This is a genomic window from Shewanella sp. NKUCC01_JLK, from assembly GCF_019345615.1.
Taxonomy (GTDB): Bacteria; Pseudomonadota; Gammaproteobacteria; order Enterobacterales; family Shewanellaceae; genus Shewanella; species Shewanella oncorhynchi.
Window position 1 is genome coordinate 63,580 of sequence record NZ_JAHKRD010000018.1, and the last position, 21,064, is coordinate 84,643.

Here is a 21,064-nt window from a genome sequence, read left to right on the forward strand (position 1 = left end):
AATGTAACAGAAAAGTAATCAAGGATCCTATTGCTTTATTCAGGAATAAGGACAAAATTTTGATATGTTTCTGGTTGTTAGACTTTGGTCGGTGTTTTACGGGGAAAAAGATGGACCGTATGGTTTCAATTGAAAGCCCGAAAGTACGGGCTAACCTATACTTTAAAATCGTCTAAAAACTACCCATATGTCCACACTTTTGTAGGATTTCGTTGTTCGTCAACCGCAACAAAGGTGAACACACCACGTATGGCATGCTCTCGATGGTCTTGATACATGTCTTCGACATAGATGTTGACTTCAACTTTTAATGACGTATTACCTACATAGATCACACGAGCGATGAGTTCTGCTAGTGTGCCAGCTGGGATAGGCTTTTTAAAATCAATTCTATCGGAACTCACTGTGACTAAGGTTTTACGGCAGAAACGAGTTGCCGCAATAAAGGCTGTTTCATCCATCCACGCTAAAGCTTCACCACCAAATAACGTATTGTGATGGTTGGTGATTGAGGGAAATACTGCTTTAATCACACGCGCTTCTGAGGAATCAATTCGAGTTTGAATCGCGTCAGGAAAAGGTGTTTCAGCGGCTTCGATTCGTGAGGTATTTTCGGTGTTTGTGGACATGGGGATAAGCGACATACAGCAACCTAAGGTAATGCAGCAAAATAAGCTCGAATTATAAAGATTTATGGTGGTTAAAGATAGAAAACTACAGGCTTTAAGGCGCAGTAGGCATATGACTGAGGATAATGTTATGCTTCCAATAAAAAAACCGAAATGAGATCGGTTTTTTTATTGGACGATTTATTTTACTTCAGATTTATTTGGTTAATAGTGCTTTTCTTTCGCGGGAAGCCGCTGCGAGCTTACGTAGCAGGATTTCAGAGTCGTCCCAATGTAAGCAGGCGTCTGTGATACTTTGGCCATAACAGAGTGGCTGGCCTTCAACGACTTTTTGATTACCTTCTTGTAAGAAGCTTTCAGCCATAATACCTGCGATGGCAGTGCTGCCAGCACGCATTTGAGTCATAATTTCATCGGCGACCATCAGCTGTTTGAGATGGTTCTTCTCACTGTTTCCGTGGCTGAAATCGATAACCATACGTTGAGTTACCCCAACAGATGCAAGCTGTTGACGCGCTTCTTCGATATCTTGTGCGTGATAATTAGGTTTTTTGCCACCACGTAGGATGATATGGCCAAACGGGTTGCCGTGGGTGCGATAGACCGCCATAGCGCCATCTTTATCCGGTGAATAGAAAACATGTGGCACTTGTGCGGCACGCACTGCATCAACGGCAATATTAATGTTCCCATCAGTACCATTTTTAAAACCAACAGGGCAGGACAGTGCTGAAGCCATTTCACGGTGGACTTGGCTTTCCGTAGTACGCGCACCAATCGCACCCCAAGTAATGAGATCCGCTATGTACTGACCGTTCACCATATCTAAAAATTCGGTGGCGATAGGCAATTTTAATTCAGTGATTTGTTGCAGCAACTCGCGGGCAATGCGTAAACCTTTGTTTGGTTCGAAACTGCCATCGAGATCGGGATCTGAAATTAATCCTTTCCAACCGACAATTGTGCGGGGTTTTTCAAAATAGACGCGCATTAAGATACACAAGTCATCTTTCAATTCTTGGTGTAACGCGGCTAAGCGTTGAGCATAATCTAATGCCGCTTTAGTATCGTGGATTGAGCATGGGCCTATGATCACCAATAGACGTTGGTCTTCACCCATAATGATGGCTTCGACTTCACGACGTTGCTGAACCAGATAATCGGCTGCATCTTGAGTTAATGGGAACTCAGATGCCAGTTGCGCAGGTGAGATGACTTTTGCTAATAAGGAAGTGCGTAGTTCGTCTGTTTTTATGGTCATTCAAAATACCGAGCTTGCGTGCGGCGCTTTTCGCCAGATTGCCTCGGATTATAACGAATCGAACCGAGTTGCACAGTGCCAATTGCGTTAATTGTCGGCAACTGTGCAATGAATTTGATTTAAGTTAGTTTCTTTTAGACTTAATTCACTCGGTTTCTTTTGCTGATTTTGGCTTATTAGGCTTAGAACATATGCCGTTCTAGGCCCGTGACATCTAATATTTTAGTGGCAATTTCTTCCACGGAATGATTAGTGGTGTCTATGTAAGGAATGCGTTCGCGTTTAAACAGCATTTCCACTTCTTTGACTTCTAAGCGGCACTGTTTGAGCGATGAGTAGCGGCTATTCTCCATTCGACTCTGACGGATTTCATGTAAACGCACGGGATCAATCGTTAAACCAAACAGTTTTTTCTTATTGCGTTTCAGCGCTTCAGGTAACTTAAGGTTATCCATATCATCTTCGGTGAAAGGGTAGTTTGCCGCTTTTATGCCGAACTGCATTGATAAATACAGGCTCGATGGCGTTTTGCCACAGCGAGAGACCCCAAGTAAAACCAGATCGGCTTGATCCATATGTTTCATGGTCTGGCCATCATCGTTATCCATGGCGAAATTAATGGCATCAATACGCGCTTCATAGCCGTGATTCGCTTTTCCATGGGTTCTATGTACAACTGGAGAGGCAGAAACACCTAAATGTTGTTCGAGTGGGGCCACAAAAGTATTCAAAAAATCATAATCAACCCCTTCACTCGAGTAGATGATGTCGCGGATCTCGGCTTTTACGATGGAATGGAATACTAACGGCCGCTCACCTGTTGTAATAAAACAATCATTAATTTGTCGCTTAACTTGCTCCGCTTTCGTCAATGTTTCGACAAATGGAATCGTAAGTGACTCAAATTCTAATGGAAATTGCGAGAGAACCGCATGACCAAAAACTTCAGCTGTGATCGCTGTCCCGTCGGAGATATAGAATACTTTTGGTGCCATACTGACCTCTTGTAGTAATAAAATTACAAATAAAATTATAGATTTACGCGTGTTCGACAGGAGTGTAAAATGCCGCTGCCCTCGTGTGAAGGGGCCACTGAAATAAACTTGCGGAGATAGAACTGTGCAGCAATACGTACTCTGGTATCAAGAATTAGGCATGGGTGACGTCAACTTGGTTGGCGGTAAAAATGCTTCTCTAGGCGAGATGATCAGCAATCTGGCCAATGCCGGTGTTCAAGTACCTGGCGGATTTGCGACAACTTCCCATGCGTTCAACGAGTTCCTTGAACAAAGCGGAGTTAACCAGAAGATTTATGACATTCTAGCCACACTGGATGTAGATGATGTCAATGCGCTGGCTAAAGTAGGTGCACAGATCAGACAGTGGGTTATCGACACTCCATTTCAACCAGCATTAGAGCAAGCGATTCGTGAAGCTTACGATAAACTTGCCGCTGAAACTAGCGAAGCGTCATTCGCGGTACGTTCTTCTGCAACAGCTGAAGATATGCCAGATGCCTCTTTTGCGGGTCAGCAAGAAACCTTCTTAAACGTAAAAGGATTTGAATCCGTACTGACAGCGATCAAGCATGTGTACGCTTCACTCTTTAACGATCGCGCTATTTCCTACCGTGTGCATCAAGGTTATGAGCACCACGGTGTAGCTTTGTCTGCTGGCGTACAACGCATGGTTCGTTCAGATAAAGCGGCTTCAGGTGTGATGTTCACTATGGACACTGAATCTGGCAATAACGATGTGGTGTTTATCACTTCATCTTTTGGTCTGGGTGAAATGGTTGTTCAAGGCGCGGTAAACCCAGATGAATTTTATGTTCATAAACCTATTTTAGCCTTAGGTCACAAGGCTGTTGTGCGCCGTAATATCGGTAGTAAGCTCATCCAAATGGTGTATTCAGATGATGCTGCTCACGGCAAACAAGTCAAAATTGAAGACGTGACTGCTGACAAACGTCGTCAATTCTCTATCAATGACGCTGAAGTCGAAGAATTAGCCAAACAAGCCATGGTGATCGAAAAACATTACGGTCGTCCAATGGACATCGAATGGGCAAAAGACGGCAACGATGGCAAATTGTATATCGTTCAAGCGCGTCCAGAAACGGTTCGTAGCCGTGAAGATGTGCAATTGATTGAACGTTATCACTTAAAGAGCCGTGGCGCTGTGATCTGTGAAGGTCGCGCTATTGGCCATAAAGTGGGTACTGGCGTAGCCAAAGTATTAACGTCAATCGCCGATATGGATCAAATCCAACCTGGTGATGTGTTAGTGACAGACATGACAGATCCTGATTGGGAACCTATCATGAAGCGCGCAAGTGCTATCGTCACAAACCGTGGCGGTCGTACCTGTCATGCGGCGATTATCGCCCGCGAATTAGGTGTGCCAGCGGTGGTGGGTTGTGGTGACGTGACTGACCGTATCAAGAATGGTCAAATCGTGACTGTTTCTTGCGCCGAAGGTGACACTGGCTTTATCTACGAAGGTAAACAAGAGTTTGAAGTGATTTCAAACCGTGTTGACTCTCTGCCTGCATTGCCAATGAAAATCATGATGAACGTGGGTAACCCTGATCGTGCATTTGATTTTGCCCGTTTGCCAAACGAAGGTGTGGGTCTAGCGCGTTTAGAATTCATCATCAACCGTATGATCGGCATCCATCCAAAGGCACTGCTCGAATTCAATCAACAGGATGCAGCGCTGCAAACTGAAATCAACGAAATGATTGCTGGTTACGAATCACCCGTTGAGTTCTACATTGCCCGTCTGGTTGAAGGTATTGCGACTATCGGTTCAGCTTTCTATCCGAAGAAAGTGATCGTACGTATGTCAGACTTTAAGTCTAACGAATACGCAAACTTGGTTGGTGGTGACCGATACGAGCCAGAAGAAGAGAACCCAATGCTGGGCTTCCGCGGTGCGAGCCGTTATATCTCTGAATCCTTCCGTGACTGTTTTGCCCTTGAGTGTGAAGCGATTAAACGCGTTCGTAATGACATGGGTCTGAAAAACGTTGAAGTCATGATCCCATTCGTTCGCACAGTGAAAGAAGCTGAGCAAGTGGTCGGCTTGCTCAAAGAGCAAGGTTTAGAACGTGGTAAAGACGGTTTACGTGTCATCATGATGTGTGAAGTGCCTTCAAACGCCCTGTTAGCAGACCAATTCCTTGAGCATTTCGATGGTTTCTCTATCGGCTCAAACGATTTAACTCAGCTGACACTCGGCCTTGACCGTGATTCAGGTATCATTAGCCATTTATTCGATGAGCGTGATGAAGCCGTTAAAATGCTACTTTCATTAGCCATTAAAGCGGCTAAAGCGAAGGGCGCTTACATAGGTATTTGTGGTCAAGGTCCTTCAGATCACGCTGATTTTGCCGCTTGGTTGGTAGAACAAGGCATAGATACAGTGTCATTAAACCCTGATACTGTGATTGATACTTGGTTGTATTTAGCCGAAGCGCACGGTTGATCTAGATAGTAATTTTATAAACTTGTTAAAAAAGCCGCTTTTTAGCGGCTTTTTTTTGTTTATAATGGCGCCATAACGATAATTGACAGAAGCCATCTATGCTACCCCTGCTATCACATCAACAAACATTAGAGCCAGTGTATTTGGCATACCTTGATGCACTGGAGCAAAGTGAGTATTCCGGTGATATAGACAAACGTTACAGCGCCCGTTTAGTGCAAGCCACCGACAACTCTGTATATCAATTCTTACCTCAAGCCGTGCTTTATCCTAAAAATCAGCAGGATATTCAAATTGCATTGACGCTGGCTGCCACGGATGCATTTCGCAGCGTGACCTTCAGTGCGCGGGGCGGTGGTACAGGCACTAACGGACAATCTCTGACCCATGGTTTGATTTTGGATGTGTCGCGTTACATGAACCGTGTGCTCGAAGTGAATGCTGAGCAAGGTTGGGTTCGAGTCGAAGCTGGCGTGATTAAAGATGCGCTTAACGATGCATTGCGTCCCCATGGATTCTTTTTTAGTCCCGATTTATCCACTTCAAACCGCGCCACTATTGGTGGCATGATCAATACCGATGCCTCGGGTGCAGGCTCACTGGTCTATGGTAAGACGTCAGATCACGTGCTGGCGCTGCGTAGCGTGTTGATCGATGGCAGTGTGCTGGATACGCATCCCCTAGATGCGAGACTACTGTGTAACCCTGATAATGTCAGTGATAATCCGCTGGGGCAGAAACTGATTTCTGCTGTGGCGGCGGTATGCCGCGAAAAGCGAACTCAGATAGAAAACCAATTTCCTAAGCTCAATCGTTTCCTCACTGGCTATGACTTAAAACACGTGTGGAACGACAACCTGACGCAATTCGATTTATCACGAATTCTGACGGGCTCAGAGGGCACGCTTGCGGTGATAACCGAAGCCAAACTTAATCTCACCCCGCTGCCGACTGAGCGCGCTATGGTGAACATTAAGTACGATTCGTTCCAATCGGCATTGCGTCATGCGCCATCCTTAGTTGCCGCGCGGGCGACTGTGGTTGAAACCGTCGACTCTAAAGTCCTGAATTTAGCCCGAGAGGATATTGTCTGGCATTCGGTTGCTGATCTTATCCAAGAAGTGCCGGGTAAAGTGATTGATGGCCTCAATATGGTCGAATTTGCAGGCGACACTGTAGAAGTTGAGCAAAAGCTTGCGAGTCTTGAAGCGGTATTAACTGAGCAGATCAATAGAGGCGAATGCGGTGTATTGGGTTACCAAGTGACGCAAGACAAGCCGAGTATCGAAAAAATTTACGGCATGCGTAAAAAAGCCGTTGGTCTATTAGGTGCAACTAAAGGACGCCGTAAGCCCATCGCCTTTGCTGAAGATACTGCTGTACCACCGGAAAAACTCGCCGATTACATTATGGAGTTTCGCGCGTTACTCGACGGGCATAATCTGCAATACGGTATGTTCGGCCATGTGGATGCGGGCGTGTTGCATGTTCGTCCAGCGCTCGATATGTGCGATGTTGAAGATGAAAAATTACTACGAGTCATTTCTGATCAAGTCGCGGCACTGACGCTTAAATACGGTGGCCTAATGTGGGGCGAGCACGGTAAAGGCGTGCGCGGTGAATACGGTCCAGCTGTCTTTGGTGATGAACTTTTCGGTGTATTGCAAGATATCAAAGGTTTGTTCGACCCCGATAACCGACTCAATCCCGGCAAGCTGGTGGCGCCTAAAGATACAGGAGCCCTCTATTACGATGTCGACAGTGCTAAGCGCGGTAAGTTTGATCGACAAATCCCCGTTGATGTGCGTGATGCGTTCCCCGATGTGATGAATTGTAACGGTAATGGCCTGTGTTTTAATTACAGTAGCTATTCGCCCATGTGCCCATCGTTTAAGGTGACGGGTGACAGAGTGCAGTCACCTAAGGGGCGTGCAGGGCTCATGAGAGAGTGGCTAAGACTGCTTGAGGCTGAAGGGGTTGATGTTAATGCCCTCGCAAAAGCGAAACCTTTTGGTATATTGCAGCGCATACAAAATACCATCAATGCCAAACGTGATTATGATTACTCCCACGAAGTGATGGAATCGCTCAAGGGCTGTTTAGCCTGTAAAGCTTGCTCTGGACAATGTCCGGTCAAAGTGGATGTGCCTAAGTTTAGGGCGCAGTTCTTCAATATTTACTATCAACGCTATTTAAGACCCACGAAAGACTATCTCGTTGCAGGAATTGAAGATAGCTTGCCACTGATGGCCGCGGCACCGCGTCTCACTAACTTTGTTGCACAAAATCCATTGAGCCAATGGGTGATTAAACAGGCGATTGGTTATGTGGATGCGCCTGCGTTATCTGTGCCGACTTTGAAGCAAAGACTCGATGGTCATGCAAGCCGTGGTTACGACTTAGCTGCGTTGCAAGCGATTCCTGAAGAGAAGCGCTCGCAGTTTGTGTTGGTGGTACAAGATCCTTTTAACAGTTTCTATGACTCAGGTCTTGTGCTGCGCTTTATCCAATTGATTGAAAAACTCGGCTTAAAGCCGGTGTTATTGCCCTACAAACCCAATGGTAAGCCAACACATATCAAGGGATTTTTAGATAAGTTTGCTAAAACGGCGCAGTCGAGTGCAGACTTTTTGAACCAAGTCCATAAACTGGGCATGCCCATGGTCGGTATCGATCCTGCCTTAGTCTTGTGTTATCGCGATGAATACCGTGAAGTCTTAGGGGCTAATCGCGGTAATTTTGAGGTCAAGTTAGCCAACGAATGGCTACTGAATGTCATCAAAGATTTACCTGCAAAAGCTGCGCAAGGTAAGCAATATACTTGGTTTAGTCATTGTACCGAATCGACTGCCAAGCCAAATACCGCCAATGAGTGGACTAAAATCTTTGCCCATTTTGGCGCTAAGTTAACCGCAGTCAATTTAGGTTGTTGTGGTATGGCGGGAACTTATGGTCATGAGGCGGAAAACCTAGAGCGCTCTAAGGCCTTGTTTGATATGTCTTGGCAGCAAACGTTAGCAAAAATTGAGCAGCCGCAAGTGTTAGTGTCTGGCTATTCGTGCCGTAGCCAGGTGAAACGTTTTGCCGGTTACAAGCCAAAACATCCACTTGAGGCCTTACTCGAGCTAGCGAATATCTAGTGGTGTTTATCGCTTAGCTTCGCCAGTGAGCTTGTCATTATCCTCACTGGTATATCCCAGTGTTGAATGTCACACTAAAGCCAGCCGCAAGGCTGGTTTTTTTATGAATGGTGGAGGCCGAAGATGGAAAAGATGACTGACAGTATTCAACACACGCTTAAACAATTCGCCGCCGATAGTAGGCTAACATCGGTTGTGCCATTGTGCAGTGAAGCCCCATTGTTTGACATTAACGCCTTGGGTGATTGGACCTATCTAGGCACATCGCTACCAGCAAAGTTTGCTAAGTTGTTCGCCAGTATTTTGCATTGCATCGATGATGAGTATTTCTTAATTACCCCAGTGGAGAAGGTGCGAGTGCGGGTTGAAGATGCTCCCTTACTGATTGTCGATTTCGAGCGAGCGCAACCCCATTCGCTGCTCAATGTAAGAACCAGCATTGAAACACAGCACCACAAAGTCGATATAAAACAGATGAAGCTCACCGATGACAGTGTTTATTTGCCGCTTGAGCGCGGTTTATGGGGCAAATTAGGTCGGGCCTGTTACTATAATTTTGTGAATGAATTCAATTTATCTGATCTAGATGAGGAATGAGCTCGTAGGTTAATCACATAATTTGCTGTGGTCTAAGCTAGTTTATTATGGGTTAAGTGGTAGTATTAAAACTAACTCTGGGTTCCTATGATGGCGTGCAGAGTAAGTGAAAACGCGTTAAACCTTTGCTGTAGGAGGTGCTGTTTGAATCGTCATGAAAGCTTAGGCTATCTTGTATCCCACTTAAATATCGAGCTGCAAAATGAGCTTGATCTGCAACTTAAGCGATATCAACTCGATATAAAACTGTGGCCTGTGCTGTTTGCTTTGTGGCAAGAAGAGGGCATAAGCCAAACTGAATTGTCTAAGCGTTGCGATGTGGCAAATTACACTATGACGCGCTTACTCGATCAGTTGCAGGTGCAAGGTCTTATTACTCGTCATCAAGAAGTCGATAATCGGCGTGCTTTCCAAATCTTTTTGACCGATGAAGCCAAAGCATTAGAGCAAGATCTTATCTGCGAAGCTGAGCGGGTCAATGAAAAATTCCTGTCAAATCTAAGTGAAGATGAACAACAGACATTCATTTTACTATTAAATAAAATCAACCGTTTGGCTTGAAATTTTGAATCTAATGGGTATGGCAGAAAACTGTGGTTTAGCCGTTTTTACTTCTATCTGTATGTGGTTATCTCAATTTATTTTCCCAGTTTAATCCCACCCACTATGCCTCACTTTGCGGGATTAAACTGGTTTGATTAATTCAAGTAAAGTGCAAAGACGCAAAGCAGACTTACGGCTATCACTGAGTGCTGTAAATAACGCCGGCTAGCTAATAAATTTTCTTTACCTTGTTTTAGGCTAGCGACGAGTCTATGTTGCTTATAAATTCGGCACATGAGTTCATCGGTTTGGGGATCGATAAGTAGTTCAAACTTGCAAGGCGCGCCGTCTTTAAGCTGAATGGTATGTTCGCTTTGAGGCTTAAAGTTAAGCTTGTGCGACACCATCTGGCCATTAACGAAGACCCGCTCTAAACCACTCCAATTGCTGGCTTGCAGTTCTACCACATCTTGGTTGAGATCATATTTGAAACGGATCATAGCGCTATCCTGTGCTGGGACCTGATAGACTAATTCAAGCAGACAAATATGACGTTTTCCAGCGTGATTAAATGAATATTCTGTGTCGAAATTAAAAGCGCGGCTAAACCATGAGCTTAGTGATAGATTAAATGTTAGATAACAAAAAAGCGACCAGAGGTCGCTTTTTTCAATATTTGACGGGCATAAAAAATAATAAACGCGTAAAAAATTACTGCTTAGCGGCTTCGATAATAGCTTTTGCCATTTCATCAGCCACGGCGCCAGTTGTACGGTTCTGCGCATCGGCTTGGCTGAATATTTTTAGCAGCGTGTTGTAAATTTCTTCTACTTTAGCAGTCGATTTTGCTGCGTCGTAATCTTTTTCGAACGACACGTTGATAATACCGCCTGCGTTGATCACATAGTCTGGCGCGTAAAGTATGCCCATTTCTTTCAGTTGTTCACCGTGGCGTACTTGGGCTAATTGGTTGTTGGCACAGCCAGCAACAATTTTGGCTTTCAGTTGCGGTAAGGTCGCATCGTTTAAGGTTGCGCCAAGGGCACAAGGGGCATACACATCCACATCTTGCGCGTAGATTTCTTGAGGCGCGACAATAATGGCACCAAAGTCGGTAGCGACTTTATCTAACGAGGCTTGATGAATGTCGGTAACAATCAGTTCAGCGCCTTCGTTATGCAAGTGTTTGCACAGGTAATAGCCAACGTGACCGACGCCTTGAACGGCGATTTTAAGGCCTCTTAGGCTGTCTAAACCAAGTCTATGTTTAACCGCAGCTTTGATGCCTAAATAAGTGCCAAGGGCTGTGAACGGTGATGGATCGCCACTTTTGCCTTCAAGACCCGCCATATAAGGGGTTTCTTCATGGGCGATCATAATATCAGCCGTAGTAGTGCCAACATCTTCCGCTGAATAGTATCGGCCACCTAGGCTGTTAATCAAACGGCCAAAGGCGCGGAATAGGGCTTCGCGATCTTGTCTTTTCGGATCGGCAATGATCACGGATTTACCACCGCCCATGGTTAAACCTGCTAGGGCATTTTTATAAGTCATGCCACGAGAAAGGCGTAATACGTCAGTCAGGGCTTCATCATCCGATTGGTAGTTCCACATCCTACATCCACCCACGGCAGGACCAAGGTTAGTGTTATGGATGGCGACAATGGCCTTTAAGCCACTTTCTTTATCATGACAGAATACAACCTGTTCATGTTCGTCAAAGGATACATGATTAAATACAGCCACGTGAATTTCTCCGCTATACACAATGAAAAAGCCGACGAGGTGAGCCTCTATCGACTGCTTGTTATATTTATTGCAGAACCATAGCATTTAGCGATACTCTCAACCATGCATAATGACTGAATAAATACATTATATGTGGCAATTTAGCTTTCCACTTTACGTAAACGTAAGCTTTGCGATTAAGAATGGATTGTACTGAATTTAACGTAACGAATAGAATGAATCGCGCACTGATCCCAAGAATTAGGCTCGCGTTATAACAATAAGATAGGACGGAAGTATGACTGAACAAGCTGTCGACCAAACTCAACAAAATTTATCAGCTGAAGAAATAGAAAAGCTGCGTCAAGAGTGGGTCAGAACTCAATTTCAAAAGGCTAATCGTTTTCTCGCTGAAAAAGGCGTGATCCCAAGCAAAGTCCTCGCCGATGAAAGCCGTTATCTTGCGCCTTATATGGCGATTTGGAAGATGGAATCAAAGCGTCCAAGCAACAAAACCTATTGGGTGATGTCAGGTGATTTACCGTCGGATTTTGTCGATGTCAAAGTGGCGGCGACGGCCCGTGATGCCGTGCGTCATTTCTCTATGATGTGGCAAATGCAGGCGGAAAACTTAGTGCGTTCGGGTGCAACCCGTGATGCCACTCAGGCTAAATTTGCTCAACTATTAGTATCGCGTGCCGAGAGTTTATATCGTATGCACAACGACGATAAACTGTGGAATGCTTAAACTCAAATGAGTTGAGGATTGTATTTAGATAGTATTGAGTTAATACAGTCACTTGTGTCGATTGATACTGATAATTGAAATAACAATAAGGCACTCAATTGAGTGCCTTTTTTATACTGACTTTTATGTTGATCTCCTATGTTAAGAACAAGGTCATCGAACAAAGTCGATAGGGCTTATTCTTCGCTGTCGCTCAAGTAGTAGAAACCTTGATTGATGAGTTTCAACAGTAAGGCTTGGACTTCTTCATGCTGACATATTTCAGTCGCTTCATCGGCGTTTAAGCTGACGTTATCGCTCAACTGTGCGATCACATCTGCCGGTGTTTGGGGCAGTTCGTGTACATCACCATTGATGAATAATCGCGGCGTGGCGTCATTTTCAAGGCGCAATACTTTCAAACCACCTATACGGCTCACTCCAGCACCTTGGGCGAAGGCATCTTGCAAATCTTCCATGCTGTAAGCTTCTTCGCCTTCACACAAATCAAGCTCGAAACGGTTTTGACTAAGCAACTTGCCCAACACGATTTGGTAGCTATTAGGATCTTGGCTCAGCTGGCTCAAGAGTGACATTATGCCCACTTGATGGTCTTGGCTGACGATACCGGCTGAACTCGGTTCAGTTTGCGAGGTGAAACGCTGCTGACCTAAGTTATTGTCGAGCAAATAATCGGCGACTTCACTGACTAATTCTTGCTGGCTAGGAGCGCGGAAACCAATCGAGTAACTCATTGCCACAGTTAGGGTTTCGCCGCAATGCGGGTAACCGGGTGGAATATAAAGCATGTCGCCTTTTTCTAACACTACATCGATAATGGGCGTAAAGTCTTCAACCAGCGGCGAGTTGGGATTGCCACCACGGCGTTGTTGCGGGGTATTGTCACCCACAGTCCAGCGACGCTCACCTTCGCCTTGAATGATAAACACATCGTAGTTATCGACGTGTGGGCCGACACCGCCACTTGGGGTTGCAAATGATGCCATCAAGTCATCGAAGCGCCAGTCAGGTAAAAAACGCAGCGCTTCAACTAATGGTTGCGAATCTGGGTACCAATGGTTGACGGCTTGCACTAATAATTGCCAATGGGTTTCGCCATAGCTGTCGTAATCTTCAAACGGACCTTGCACCACTTCCCAATCATTGTCTTTGGTGACGACGATGCGTGAAGAGATTTCTTCTTCACAGGCAAGGCCTGCTAATTCATCGGCGCTGATAGGATCTTCAAATTGCGGAAATGCTTTTTTGATCAACAGGGGTTTCTTTTGCCAGTATTCACTAAGAAACTGGGCGATATCGAGATTGAGTGTATACATAGTGTTAAAAAAGGCGACCACATCGCGGTGATGTGGGTCGCCTTAATCCTTATTTCTGTTTAAGAAAGAGTATTGTCCGTCGCCAACTTCAGTTAATAACTAATTTCAGTCAATAGCTTAATATTAGTTAATCGCCAATTTTAATTAATAACTTACTTCAGTTCGTCGACAAACGTTTCGGCGCGACCAATGTAATTGGCGGGCGTCATTTTCTTCAGTTCAGCTTTCACTGAGTCTGGTAATTCAAGTCCGTCAATAAACACTGACAGTTGCTGCGCGTCGATACGTTTACCGCGCGTCAGTTCTTTTAATTTTTCGTATGGCTTTTCAATACCATAACGACGCATTACCGTTTGTACGGGTTCTGCTAACACTTCCCAGTTGTGATCTAACTCATCACGCAGATGCGCTTCGTTAACTTCTAACTTGCTGATGCCTTTTAAGGTCGCTTGATACGCGATCAACGCATGGGCAATACCCACACCTAAGTTACGCAGTACAGTCGAGTCAGTTAAGTCACGTTGCCATCTTGATAACGGTAGTTTAGACGCTAAATGTTGCATCAGTGCGTTAGCGATACCTAAGTTACCTTCAGAGTTTTCAAAATCGATGGGGTTAACTTTGTGCGGCATAGTCGATGAACCGATTTCACCGGCGATAGTGCGTTGTTTGAAGTGACCTAGGGCGATGTAACCCCAAATATCACGGTCAAAGTCAATCAGCACAGTGTTGAAACGGGCAACCGCATCAAACAATTCGGCAATGTAATCGTGTGGCTCGATTTGCGTCGTGTAGGCATTCCAGTGCAAGCCAAGGCTAGTCACAAAACGCTCAGACAGCTCATGCCAATTAACTTCAGGATAGGCTGACAGGTGAGCATTGTAGTTACCTACGGCACCATTCAGTTTACCCATGATTTCAACATTGGCGATTTGTTTGATTTGACGTTCAAGGCGCACTGCGACGTTCGCCATCTCTTTACCGAGCGTCGAAGGTGACGCAGGTTGGCCATGGGTACGTGACATTAATGGCACAGATCGATATTCAATCGCCAGCTTTTTAATTGCCGTCAGCAACTCGTTGCAGTAAGGCAGTAATACATGCTCGCGGGCTTCAGTCAGCATTAAACCGTGGCTTAAGTTGTTGATATCTTCAGAAGTACAAGCAAAGTGAACAAACTCACCTACAGCGGCTAATTCGCCATTGTCCGCGATTTTTTCTTTAATGAAGTATTCAACCGCTTTTACATCGTGGTTAGTGGTGCTTTCGATAGCCTTAACACGCAGCGCATCTTGTTCGTTGAAATTGTCTTTAATGCCATCGAGCACGGCGATAGCTGACGCGCTCAATGTTGGCACTTCGCTAATGTCTGGACAGTCGGCTAACAGTTTTAGCCAATTGATTTCAACCTGAACACGGTACTTGGTAAGACCGAACTCGCTGAAAATCCCTCTCAATGACGCGGTTTTACTACCATAACGACCGTCTACCGGAGAGATAGCAGTTAGTGCGGAAAGATCCATGTGTAGCTCCTTGATGAACGCTAATTTTATTATAGGGTAAGACTTTTCTTGGCTGTATCGACTATGGCTTTGCGGGCGAAGACTAAGTGTCGACGTTTACCGCCCAACTGACGCCACAGTACTGCGCTGCGTATAGCGGCAAGCAGCAGAGCACGAATTTTATGTTGTACAATAGGGCGCTGCAAACACACAGGATTACCCGATATTTGGATTTTTGGCCCTAAATTACTGATGATGTCACTGTAAATGCTGGCAAGATTGGCAACAACTTGCTCATCTGTGATGGCAAAATGATGTAGCTGGCGATTCACTTGATTAATACGTTCAGCCAACATGCCTAAGCCACTGTTAGAGCGCACGAGTTTACGCTCAAGGGCAAGCACGCCCACTAAATAGCGGGTGATTTCAACATCTTTTTGGCTGCTGTCACCGAGCTGGTTCAGGATCAGCTTATAGCCTTTTTGCAATACGATTTTATCTTGGTAGACATCGGCCGTATTGTCAGGATTGGTGACGAGAATGGTGTTTAAGCTCGCTGCGAGCTCGGCATTATCCAATTCGCCATGGCGCGCTAAATGTTGAACTTGGGCAATGGCTTGCAGTATGCCTGCAAACGCCATCGTCCGATTAATGAGTTGCTCGTTCACGCTTTACCCTCGGATTAATTGATCTATGATGCCGCCACCTAGGCAGACCTCACCATCATAAAATACCGCAGACTGTCCAGGCGTCACCGCCGCAACAGGTTCATCGAAGACCACGCGCAAGGTGTGTTCATCTGTGTAGGTTAATGTACAAGGCACATCTTGTTGGCGATAACGGGTTTTCACTGCGATATGACAACCATCGACAGGCCCAGTTCTATCTACCCAATGCAGTTGGTTAACTGTCATGCCGGTCGACATCAAACGGGGATGGTGTCCGCCTTGACCCACGATCAATACGTTACGCTCAAGATCTTTATCGACCACATACCAAGGATCGTCATTGCTGTTTTTCATGCCGCCAATGCCTAAGCCTTTACGTTGGCCTAAGGTGTGGTACATGAGTCCTTGGTGCGTGCCTATGACTTCACCTTCTGGGGTTTCAATATTGCCAGGCTGCGCCGGTAAATAAGTCCCTAGAAATTCAGTGAACTTGCGCTCACCGATAAAGCAGATGCCAGTACTGTCTTTTTTGTCATGGGTGATTAAGCCCATTTCTTTCGCAATTTCACGAACTTGATGTTTTTCGAGCTCACCGACAGGGAACAGGCTTCGGGCTACTTGCTCATGGCTAAGGGTGTAGAGGAAATAACTTTGGTCTTTATTGCCATCAACGCCACGGAGCATTTGTGTGCTGCCGTCGCTATTGTCGCGACGGCGAACATAGTGACCCATGGCGATGTAATCGGCATCGAGGATTTCATCGGCAAATTCTAAAAACGCCTTAAATTTGATTTCTTTGTTGCACATGATATCGGGATTTGGCGTGCGGCCGGCTTTGTATTCGGCGAGGAAATACTCAAATACATTGTCCCAATATTCGGCAGCAAAGTTGACTGTATGTAGCTTGATCCCAAGCTTGTCGCACACGGCTTGGGCATCTTTTAAATCTTCTGCGGCCGCGCAGTACTCGTTGTTGTCATCTTCTTCCCAGTTCTTCATGAAAAGGCCTTCAACCTGATAGCCTTGCTGCATAAGCAAATAGGCTGAAACAGATGAATCTACACCGCCGGACATGCCGACAATGACTTTTTTTCCTGTATGAGTGGGTTCGATTGATGTCATAAATCCTAAAAACCATTGAGTATGTGTGTTGGCTAGGTGGATGAATTTAAGCCGCGACATTGAGCGCGTAACAAAAATACCGAACCTAACTAAAAATATGGGCTAACTAAAAAATCCAAGCTCACTTTAAATCCAAGCTAACTTTACATCTAGGTGCTGTGCTGCTGATTGCTAAATCAAACTTTGCCGGCGCTATCAAATAAAATGAGTCCGCAAACTGTCAGTAAACCTCGCATTTACGGCCAACTATTTATTTGCTGTACAAGGCCTCTGCAGTAGCACACGCATTAAGCTTAGCCAGCCGTTTATGCGGGGCGGTATTCTATCACGCCTTGCTCGCTTGGGCTATCGTGAGGCGGTCACTATTGAGTAGGCTAAGGGGATAAGTTTGGCCATTTTGTGCCTGATTGAGATAGTCTTTTAAGCAATCGAGTACTAAGGGACTGCGCAGTAAAGAGGACTTGGCTTCTATCTGCGCAAGACTTAACCAATGCGCACTATGGATCGCTTTATCCTGCGGCGCAGGTGAGGGCATATCATCTAACTGCACGAAAAAAGTAAAGCGCACAAAGGCTAAGTCTTCACTGGCGCTGAGTTGATAAATACCGACGAGTCCTTGGGCTTTGAGTGATAACCCCGTTTCTTCAAACACTTCGCGCTCACAGGCTTGGATCAAGCTTTCATTCGCTTCTAAGTGACCCGCGGGTTGATTAAAGCGTTGCTCGCCTTCAATCCACTCTTCTACCATCAGATATTTGTCCTGTGAAGTTGCATGAACAATACAAGCGACGGTCACATGGGGTTTATATCTTTGACTCATGGAGCCTCCTTTGAGTGGATTGGAACGCAAAAATTAGGCTGAAATTTAGACTTCATCACCGAGACGGATGCATTTGTGCTCACCCGATGGCAAATTATCTAGACTCCATTGGCCTATTTTATAACGGATTAATCTTAAGGTCGGAAAACCGATATGCGCTGTCATGCGTCTGACTTGGCGGTTGCGGCCTTCATGAATTTGGATTTCTAGCCAAGTTGTTGGGATATTTTTGCGCTCTCTCACCGGTGGATTACGTGGCCAAATGTCGGGTGAATCCATGATTTTGACTTTAGCAGGCAGCGTCATACCATCATTTAATTCAACACCTTGGCGCAGTTTTGTCAGTACATCTTCCGTCGGAACGCCTTCTACTTGCACCCAATAGGTTTTAAAGGTTTTCTTTTTTGGCTCTGTCAGCCTTGCCTGTAATTGACCGTCATTAGTCAGCAACAACAAGCCCTCACTGTCTCTGTCTAAGCGGCCTGCGGCATACACGTCAGCAATGGGAATGTAGTCTTTTAGGGTTTTACGACCTTGTTCATCGGTAAACTGGCAAAGTACATCAAAAGGCTTATTAAACAGCACGATAATTGGTGCGAGCGTTTGACTCAGCACCGGTTTTGCCGCCGCAATTGCGCGTCGATTAGGATTTTTAAAGGGTTCTTTCTTTAAACTGCCATTGGCATTTCGTGCTGGCGCCACTTTGCTATCTACGGCGGTAGCGCGGTTGGCAGGGCCTCTGCTGGCGGGCTTAGCGGGTTTAATCGGGCTCTTGGCTGGGGAACTTGCGCTGGCATTGGCACCTTTAGGTTGAAACTTGTTTTTGTTCATACTTTTGCTAACAGGAGGTTGAGACACGCTTACCTGACTTGATTGAGTCGTTAATGTGGTCATAGTGTACTTGGCATTCGCCGTTAGTGGAATTTGAATATTATTGCGAATGCTCTATGATGTCGGCCAGAAAATGTGATCTGTGCCTAAATGTTTATTAGGTTTTAATGAGTCGTTGTAACAAATTTTAGCTTGCGCGCAAAGACAGAAGGGCATTGAGAATTTGAAAGATGAGGGCGTGGTCGATTGCCTTGATTGATATTTTCCCTGTGCTCAGATTTGTTCGCCATGCTATAAAATTATTATAAAAAATATTAAATTTTACAATAATGTAGGATGTAACATGAAAGATAACTCATCAACAATTATTTACACTGAAACAGACGAAGCGCCAGCACTGGCCACCCTCTCACTCTTACCTATTATCAGAACGTTTACCGACGCCGCGGGCGTTGCGGTTGAAACCCGTGATATCTCGTTATCGGGCCGTATTATTGCCAGTTTCCCTGAGCAACTGACCGAAGCACAAAAGATTGGCGACCATCTGACAGAGCTTGGCGAGTTAGCGAATCAGCCAGAAGCGAACATCATCAAGTTACCGAATATCAGTGCTTCGATCCCACAATTAAAAGCCTGTATCCTTGAACTGCAGCAAAAAGGTTACGACATCCCTAATTATCCGGATGAGCCAAAAACTGACGCTGAAAAGTCAATTAAAACCCGTTACGACAAGATCAAAGGCAGTGCGGTAAACCCAGTACTGCGTGAAGGTAACTCAGATCGCCGTGCCCCATTATCGGTGAAAAACTTCGCCAAGAAAAACCCGCATTCCATGGGGAAATGGGCCAAAGATTCCAAGTCACATGTTGCTCACATGACTGACGGCGATTTCTACGGCAGCGAGCAGTCTGTCACTTTATCTGATGCGGGCAGCGTGAATATCGTGCTTACCCAAAAAGATGGTCAAGAAGTGGTGCTCAAATCGGGTCTTAAGTTGCTGGCTGGCGAAATTATCGATGCTGCGGTGTTGAGTAAAAAAGCCTTAGTGAGCTTCTATGAGCGTGAAATCGAAAACGCCAAAGCTGAAGATGTGCTATTATCGCTGCATCTGAAAGCCACTATGATGAAAGTGTCTGATCCTATTATGTTTGGTCACGCTGTGAAGGTCTTCTTCAAGCCAGTATTTGACAAACATGCGGCGCTTTTCGCTGAATTAGGCGTTGATGTTAACAACGGTTTTGGTGATGTTTATGCCAAAATAGCGACATTACCTGCTGATAGCCGCGCCGAAGTCGAAGCCGATATCGCCGCCGTTTACGCTGCGCGTCCCGCATTGGCTATGGTTGATTCTGACAAAGGTATCACCAACTTACACGTGCCAAGCGACATCATTATCGATGCGTCTATGCCTGCTGCGATTCGTTCATCTGGCCAAATGTGGGGACCAGACGGTCAACTGCATGACACTAAAGCCATGATCCCTGATCGTTGCTATGCCGGTATTTACCAAGAAACGATTGCTTTTTGTAAAGAGCACGGCGCTTTTGATCCTAAAACCATGGGCAGCGTGCCAAACGTGGGCTTGATGGCGCAAAAAGCCGAAGAGTACGGCAGCCACGATAAGACCTTTGAAATTCCTGCTGACGGTGTGGTTAACGTTGTCGATGCCAGCGGTAAGGTATTGATGAGCCATAACGTGGAAGCGGGCGATATCTGGAGAATGTGCCAAGTTAAAGACGCACCTATCCGTGATTGGGTAAAACTGGCCGTGCGCCGTGCCCGTTTAAGCAATACCCCTGCGGTATTCTGGTTAGATAGCAAACGTGCCCACGATGCGCAAATCATTGCAAAAGTGCAGCAGTACCTGCCAGAACATGACACTGATGGCTTAGATATCAGCATTATGTCTCCAGAAGACGCGACGCGTTTGTCTTTGGCTCGCATCAAAGAAGGCAAAGATACCATTTCAGTTACGGGTAACGTTCTACGTGACTACCTGACTGACTTGTTCCCTATCCTTGAGCTAGGCACCAGTGCTAAAATGCTGTCAATCGTTCCATTAATGAACGGCGGCGGTCTATTTGAAACAGGTGCGGGTGGTAGTGCGCCTAAGCACGTGCAACAGCTTGAGAAAGAAGGTCACTTACGTTGGGATTCGCTCGGTGAATTCTTGGCTCTGGCGGCGTCTCTTGAGCATTTAAGCCAAACAGTGGGCAATCCAAAAGCCCAAGTATTAGCCGATACTTTAGATCAAGCCATTGGCCAATTCTTAGATAGCAATAAATCGCCATCAAGAAGAGTCGGTGAGCTGGATAACCGTGGTAGCCATTTCTACTTAGCCATGTACTGGGCACAAGCCTTAGCAGCGCAAACCAGCGATGAGCAGTTACAAGCACACTTTATTCCGTTAGCGCATGCGCTCGCGGCGAATGAGCAAGTGATTGTGGCTGAATTAGCGATGGCACAAGGTGCACCAGTCGATTTAGGTGGTTACTACCGTTTAGATGCGGCTAAGGCTGAAAAAGCCATGCGCCCAAGCGAGACGTTGAACAAGCTGTTGATTGCTTAATCCCGCTCGTTATCACTTTTAGATGGCGTGCGCGTCAGTGTTGGCCATCTAAGTTGATGTAAAGTTGTAAGTCATTAGACTGATTTTAAAAAAGGGTCTGC

At 45.6% G+C, this 21,064-nt stretch carries 17 protein-coding genes; 6 read left to right on the plus strand and 11 right to left on the minus strand.

What is annotated here, in order from left to right; genetic code table 11:
* Positions 1–179 precede the first annotated feature (179 nt).
* The 3 genes from KO537_RS18175 to KO537_RS18185 form a co-directional block, all read right to left on the minus strand.
* Positions 180–644 (minus strand): acyl-CoA thioesterase, encoded by a 465-nt coding sequence (locus KO537_RS18175; protein ID WP_219235227.1) that lies wholly within the window; start codon positions 642–644, stop codon positions 180–182.
* 181 nt (positions 645–825) lie between these two features.
* A complete protein-coding gene (locus tag KO537_RS18180; RefSeq protein ID WP_028759724.1) occupies positions 826–1,890 on the minus strand; it encodes a 3-deoxy-7-phosphoheptulonate synthase in 1,065 nt (354 codons plus the stop codon).
* 182 nt (positions 1,891–2,072) lie between these two features.
* Positions 2,073–2,885, minus strand: a complete 813-nt coding sequence (locus KO537_RS18185; RefSeq protein ID WP_028759725.1) for a pyruvate, water dikinase regulatory protein — start codon at positions 2,883–2,885, stop codon at positions 2,073–2,075.
* A 124-nt stretch (positions 2,886–3,009) separates the two neighbouring features.
* Between KO537_RS18185 and ppsA the strand changes: the two genes are divergently transcribed.
* From ppsA to KO537_RS18205, 4 genes are all read left to right on the plus strand, one after another.
* Positions 3,010–5,379: a phosphoenolpyruvate synthase gene (gene ppsA, locus KO537_RS18190; RefSeq protein WP_028759726.1), complete on the plus strand. Its 2,370-nt coding sequence runs from the start codon at positions 3,010–3,012 to the stop codon at positions 5,377–5,379.
* 98 nt (positions 5,380–5,477) lie between these two features.
* Positions 5,478–8,519, plus strand: a complete 3,042-nt coding sequence (locus tag KO537_RS18195; RefSeq protein WP_219235228.1) for an FAD-binding and (Fe-S)-binding domain-containing protein — start codon at positions 5,478–5,480, stop codon at positions 8,517–8,519.
* Positions 8,520–8,642: 123 nt separating this feature from the next.
* A complete protein-coding gene (locus KO537_RS18200; protein ID WP_219235230.1) occupies positions 8,643–9,116 on the plus strand; it encodes a DUF1285 domain-containing protein in 474 nt (157 codons plus the stop codon).
* A 144-nt stretch (positions 9,117–9,260) separates the two neighbouring features.
* Positions 9,261–9,677, plus strand: a complete 417-nt coding sequence (locus KO537_RS18205; RefSeq protein WP_219235232.1) for a MarR family transcriptional regulator — start codon at positions 9,261–9,263, stop codon at positions 9,675–9,677.
* A 137-nt stretch (positions 9,678–9,814) separates the two neighbouring features.
* On the opposite strand, the gene KO537_RS18210 is transcribed toward KO537_RS18205, so the two are convergent.
* Both KO537_RS18210 and KO537_RS18215 read right to left on the minus strand, forming a co-directional pair.
* Positions 9,815–10,159, minus strand: a complete 345-nt coding sequence (locus KO537_RS18210; protein WP_011789104.1) for a hypothetical protein — start codon at positions 10,157–10,159, stop codon at positions 9,815–9,817.
* Between the two features lie 211 nt (positions 10,160–10,370).
* A complete protein-coding gene (locus KO537_RS18215; protein ID WP_219235233.1) occupies positions 10,371–11,405 on the minus strand; it encodes a Glu/Leu/Phe/Val dehydrogenase dimerization domain-containing protein in 1,035 nt (344 codons plus the stop codon).
* A 280-nt stretch (positions 11,406–11,685) separates the two neighbouring features.
* Between KO537_RS18215 and KO537_RS18220 the strand changes: the two genes are divergently transcribed.
* Positions 11,686–12,135 (plus strand): DUF4826 family protein, encoded by a 450-nt coding sequence (locus KO537_RS18220; RefSeq protein ID WP_011789106.1) that lies wholly within the window; start codon positions 11,686–11,688, stop codon positions 12,133–12,135.
* A gap of 176 nt (positions 12,136–12,311) precedes the next feature.
* Here the strand turns inward: KO537_RS18220 and KO537_RS18225 are convergent, their stop codons facing one another.
* The 6 genes from KO537_RS18225 to rluE form a co-directional block, all read right to left on the minus strand.
* A complete protein-coding gene (locus KO537_RS18225) occupies positions 12,312–13,451 on the minus strand; it encodes a cupin domain-containing protein (protein WP_173244501.1) in 1,140 nt (379 codons plus the stop codon).
* A 152-nt stretch (positions 13,452–13,603) separates the two neighbouring features.
* Positions 13,604–14,974, minus strand: coding sequence for an adenylosuccinate lyase (purB, locus tag KO537_RS18230; protein ID WP_219235236.1), 1,371 nt, complete (start codon positions 14,972–14,974; stop codon positions 13,604–13,606).
* Between the two features lie 29 nt (positions 14,975–15,003).
* Positions 15,004–15,621 carry a high frequency lysogenization protein HflD gene (gene hflD / locus KO537_RS18235; protein WP_131523325.1) on the minus strand — a complete coding sequence of 206 codons (618 nt, stop codon included), beginning with the start codon at positions 15,619–15,621 and terminating at the stop codon, positions 15,004–15,006.
* A gap of 3 nt (positions 15,622–15,624) precedes the next feature.
* Positions 15,625–16,743: a tRNA 2-thiouridine(34) synthase MnmA gene (mnmA, locus tag KO537_RS18240; protein WP_173244504.1), complete on the minus strand. Its 1,119-nt coding sequence runs from the start codon at positions 16,741–16,743 to the stop codon at positions 15,625–15,627.
* Between the two features lie 325 nt (positions 16,744–17,068).
* Entirely contained in the window at positions 17,069–17,563 is a 495-nt protein-coding gene (locus KO537_RS18245) for an NUDIX hydrolase (protein WP_105252674.1), read from the minus strand.
* 45 nt (positions 17,564–17,608) lie between these two features.
* A complete protein-coding gene (rluE, locus tag KO537_RS18250) occupies positions 17,609–18,394 on the minus strand; it encodes a 23S rRNA pseudouridine(2457) synthase RluE (RefSeq protein ID WP_251071151.1) in 786 nt (261 codons plus the stop codon).
* A gap of 343 nt (positions 18,395–18,737) precedes the next feature.
* On the opposite strand from rluE, the gene KO537_RS18255 reads away from it, so the two are divergent.
* A complete protein-coding gene (locus KO537_RS18255) occupies positions 18,738–20,963 on the plus strand; it encodes an NADP-dependent isocitrate dehydrogenase (protein ID WP_173244510.1) in 2,226 nt (741 codons plus the stop codon).
* The last annotated feature ends 101 nt before the right edge of the window (positions 20,964–21,064 follow it).

Coding starts and splice junctions, on each gene's coding strand:
- KO537_RS18175 (WP_219235227.1), bottom strand. CDS start 644: ATGTCGCTTATCCCCATGTCCACAAACACCGAAAATACCTCACGAATC.
- KO537_RS18180 (WP_028759724.1), bottom strand. CDS start 1,890: ATGACCATAAAAACAGACGAACTACGCACTTCCTTATTAGCAAAAGTC.
- KO537_RS18185 (WP_028759725.1), bottom strand. CDS start 2,885: ATGGCACCAAAAGTATTCTATATCTCCGACGGGACAGCGATCACAGCT.
- KO537_RS18195 (WP_219235228.1), top strand. CDS start 5,478: ATGCTACCCCTGCTATCACATCAACAAACATTAGAGCCAGTGTATTTG.
- KO537_RS18200 (WP_219235230.1), top strand. CDS start 8,643: ATGGAAAAGATGACTGACAGTATTCAACACACGCTTAAACAATTCGCC.
- KO537_RS18210 (WP_011789104.1), bottom strand. CDS start 10,159: ATGATCCGTTTCAAATATGATCTCAACCAAGATGTGGTAGAACTGCAA.
- KO537_RS18220 (WP_011789106.1), top strand. CDS start 11,686: ATGACTGAACAAGCTGTCGACCAAACTCAACAAAATTTATCAGCTGAA.
- KO537_RS18225 (WP_173244501.1), bottom strand. CDS start 13,451: ATGTATACACTCAATCTCGATATCGCCCAGTTTCTTAGTGAATACTGG.
- purB (WP_219235236.1), bottom strand. CDS start 14,974: ATGGATCTTTCCGCACTAACTGCTATCTCTCCGGTAGACGGTCGTTAT.
- mnmA (WP_173244504.1), bottom strand. CDS start 16,743: ATGACATCAATCGAACCCACTCATACAGGAAAAAAAGTCATTGTCGGC.
- KO537_RS18245 (WP_105252674.1), bottom strand. CDS start 17,563: ATGAGTCAAAGATATAAACCCCATGTGACCGTCGCTTGTATTGTTCAT.
- rluE (WP_251071151.1), bottom strand. CDS start 18,394: ATGAACAAAAACAAGTTTCAACCTAAAGGTGCCAATGCCAGCGCAAGT.
- KO537_RS18255 (WP_173244510.1), top strand. CDS start 18,738: ATGAAAGATAACTCATCAACAATTATTTACACTGAAACAGACGAAGCG.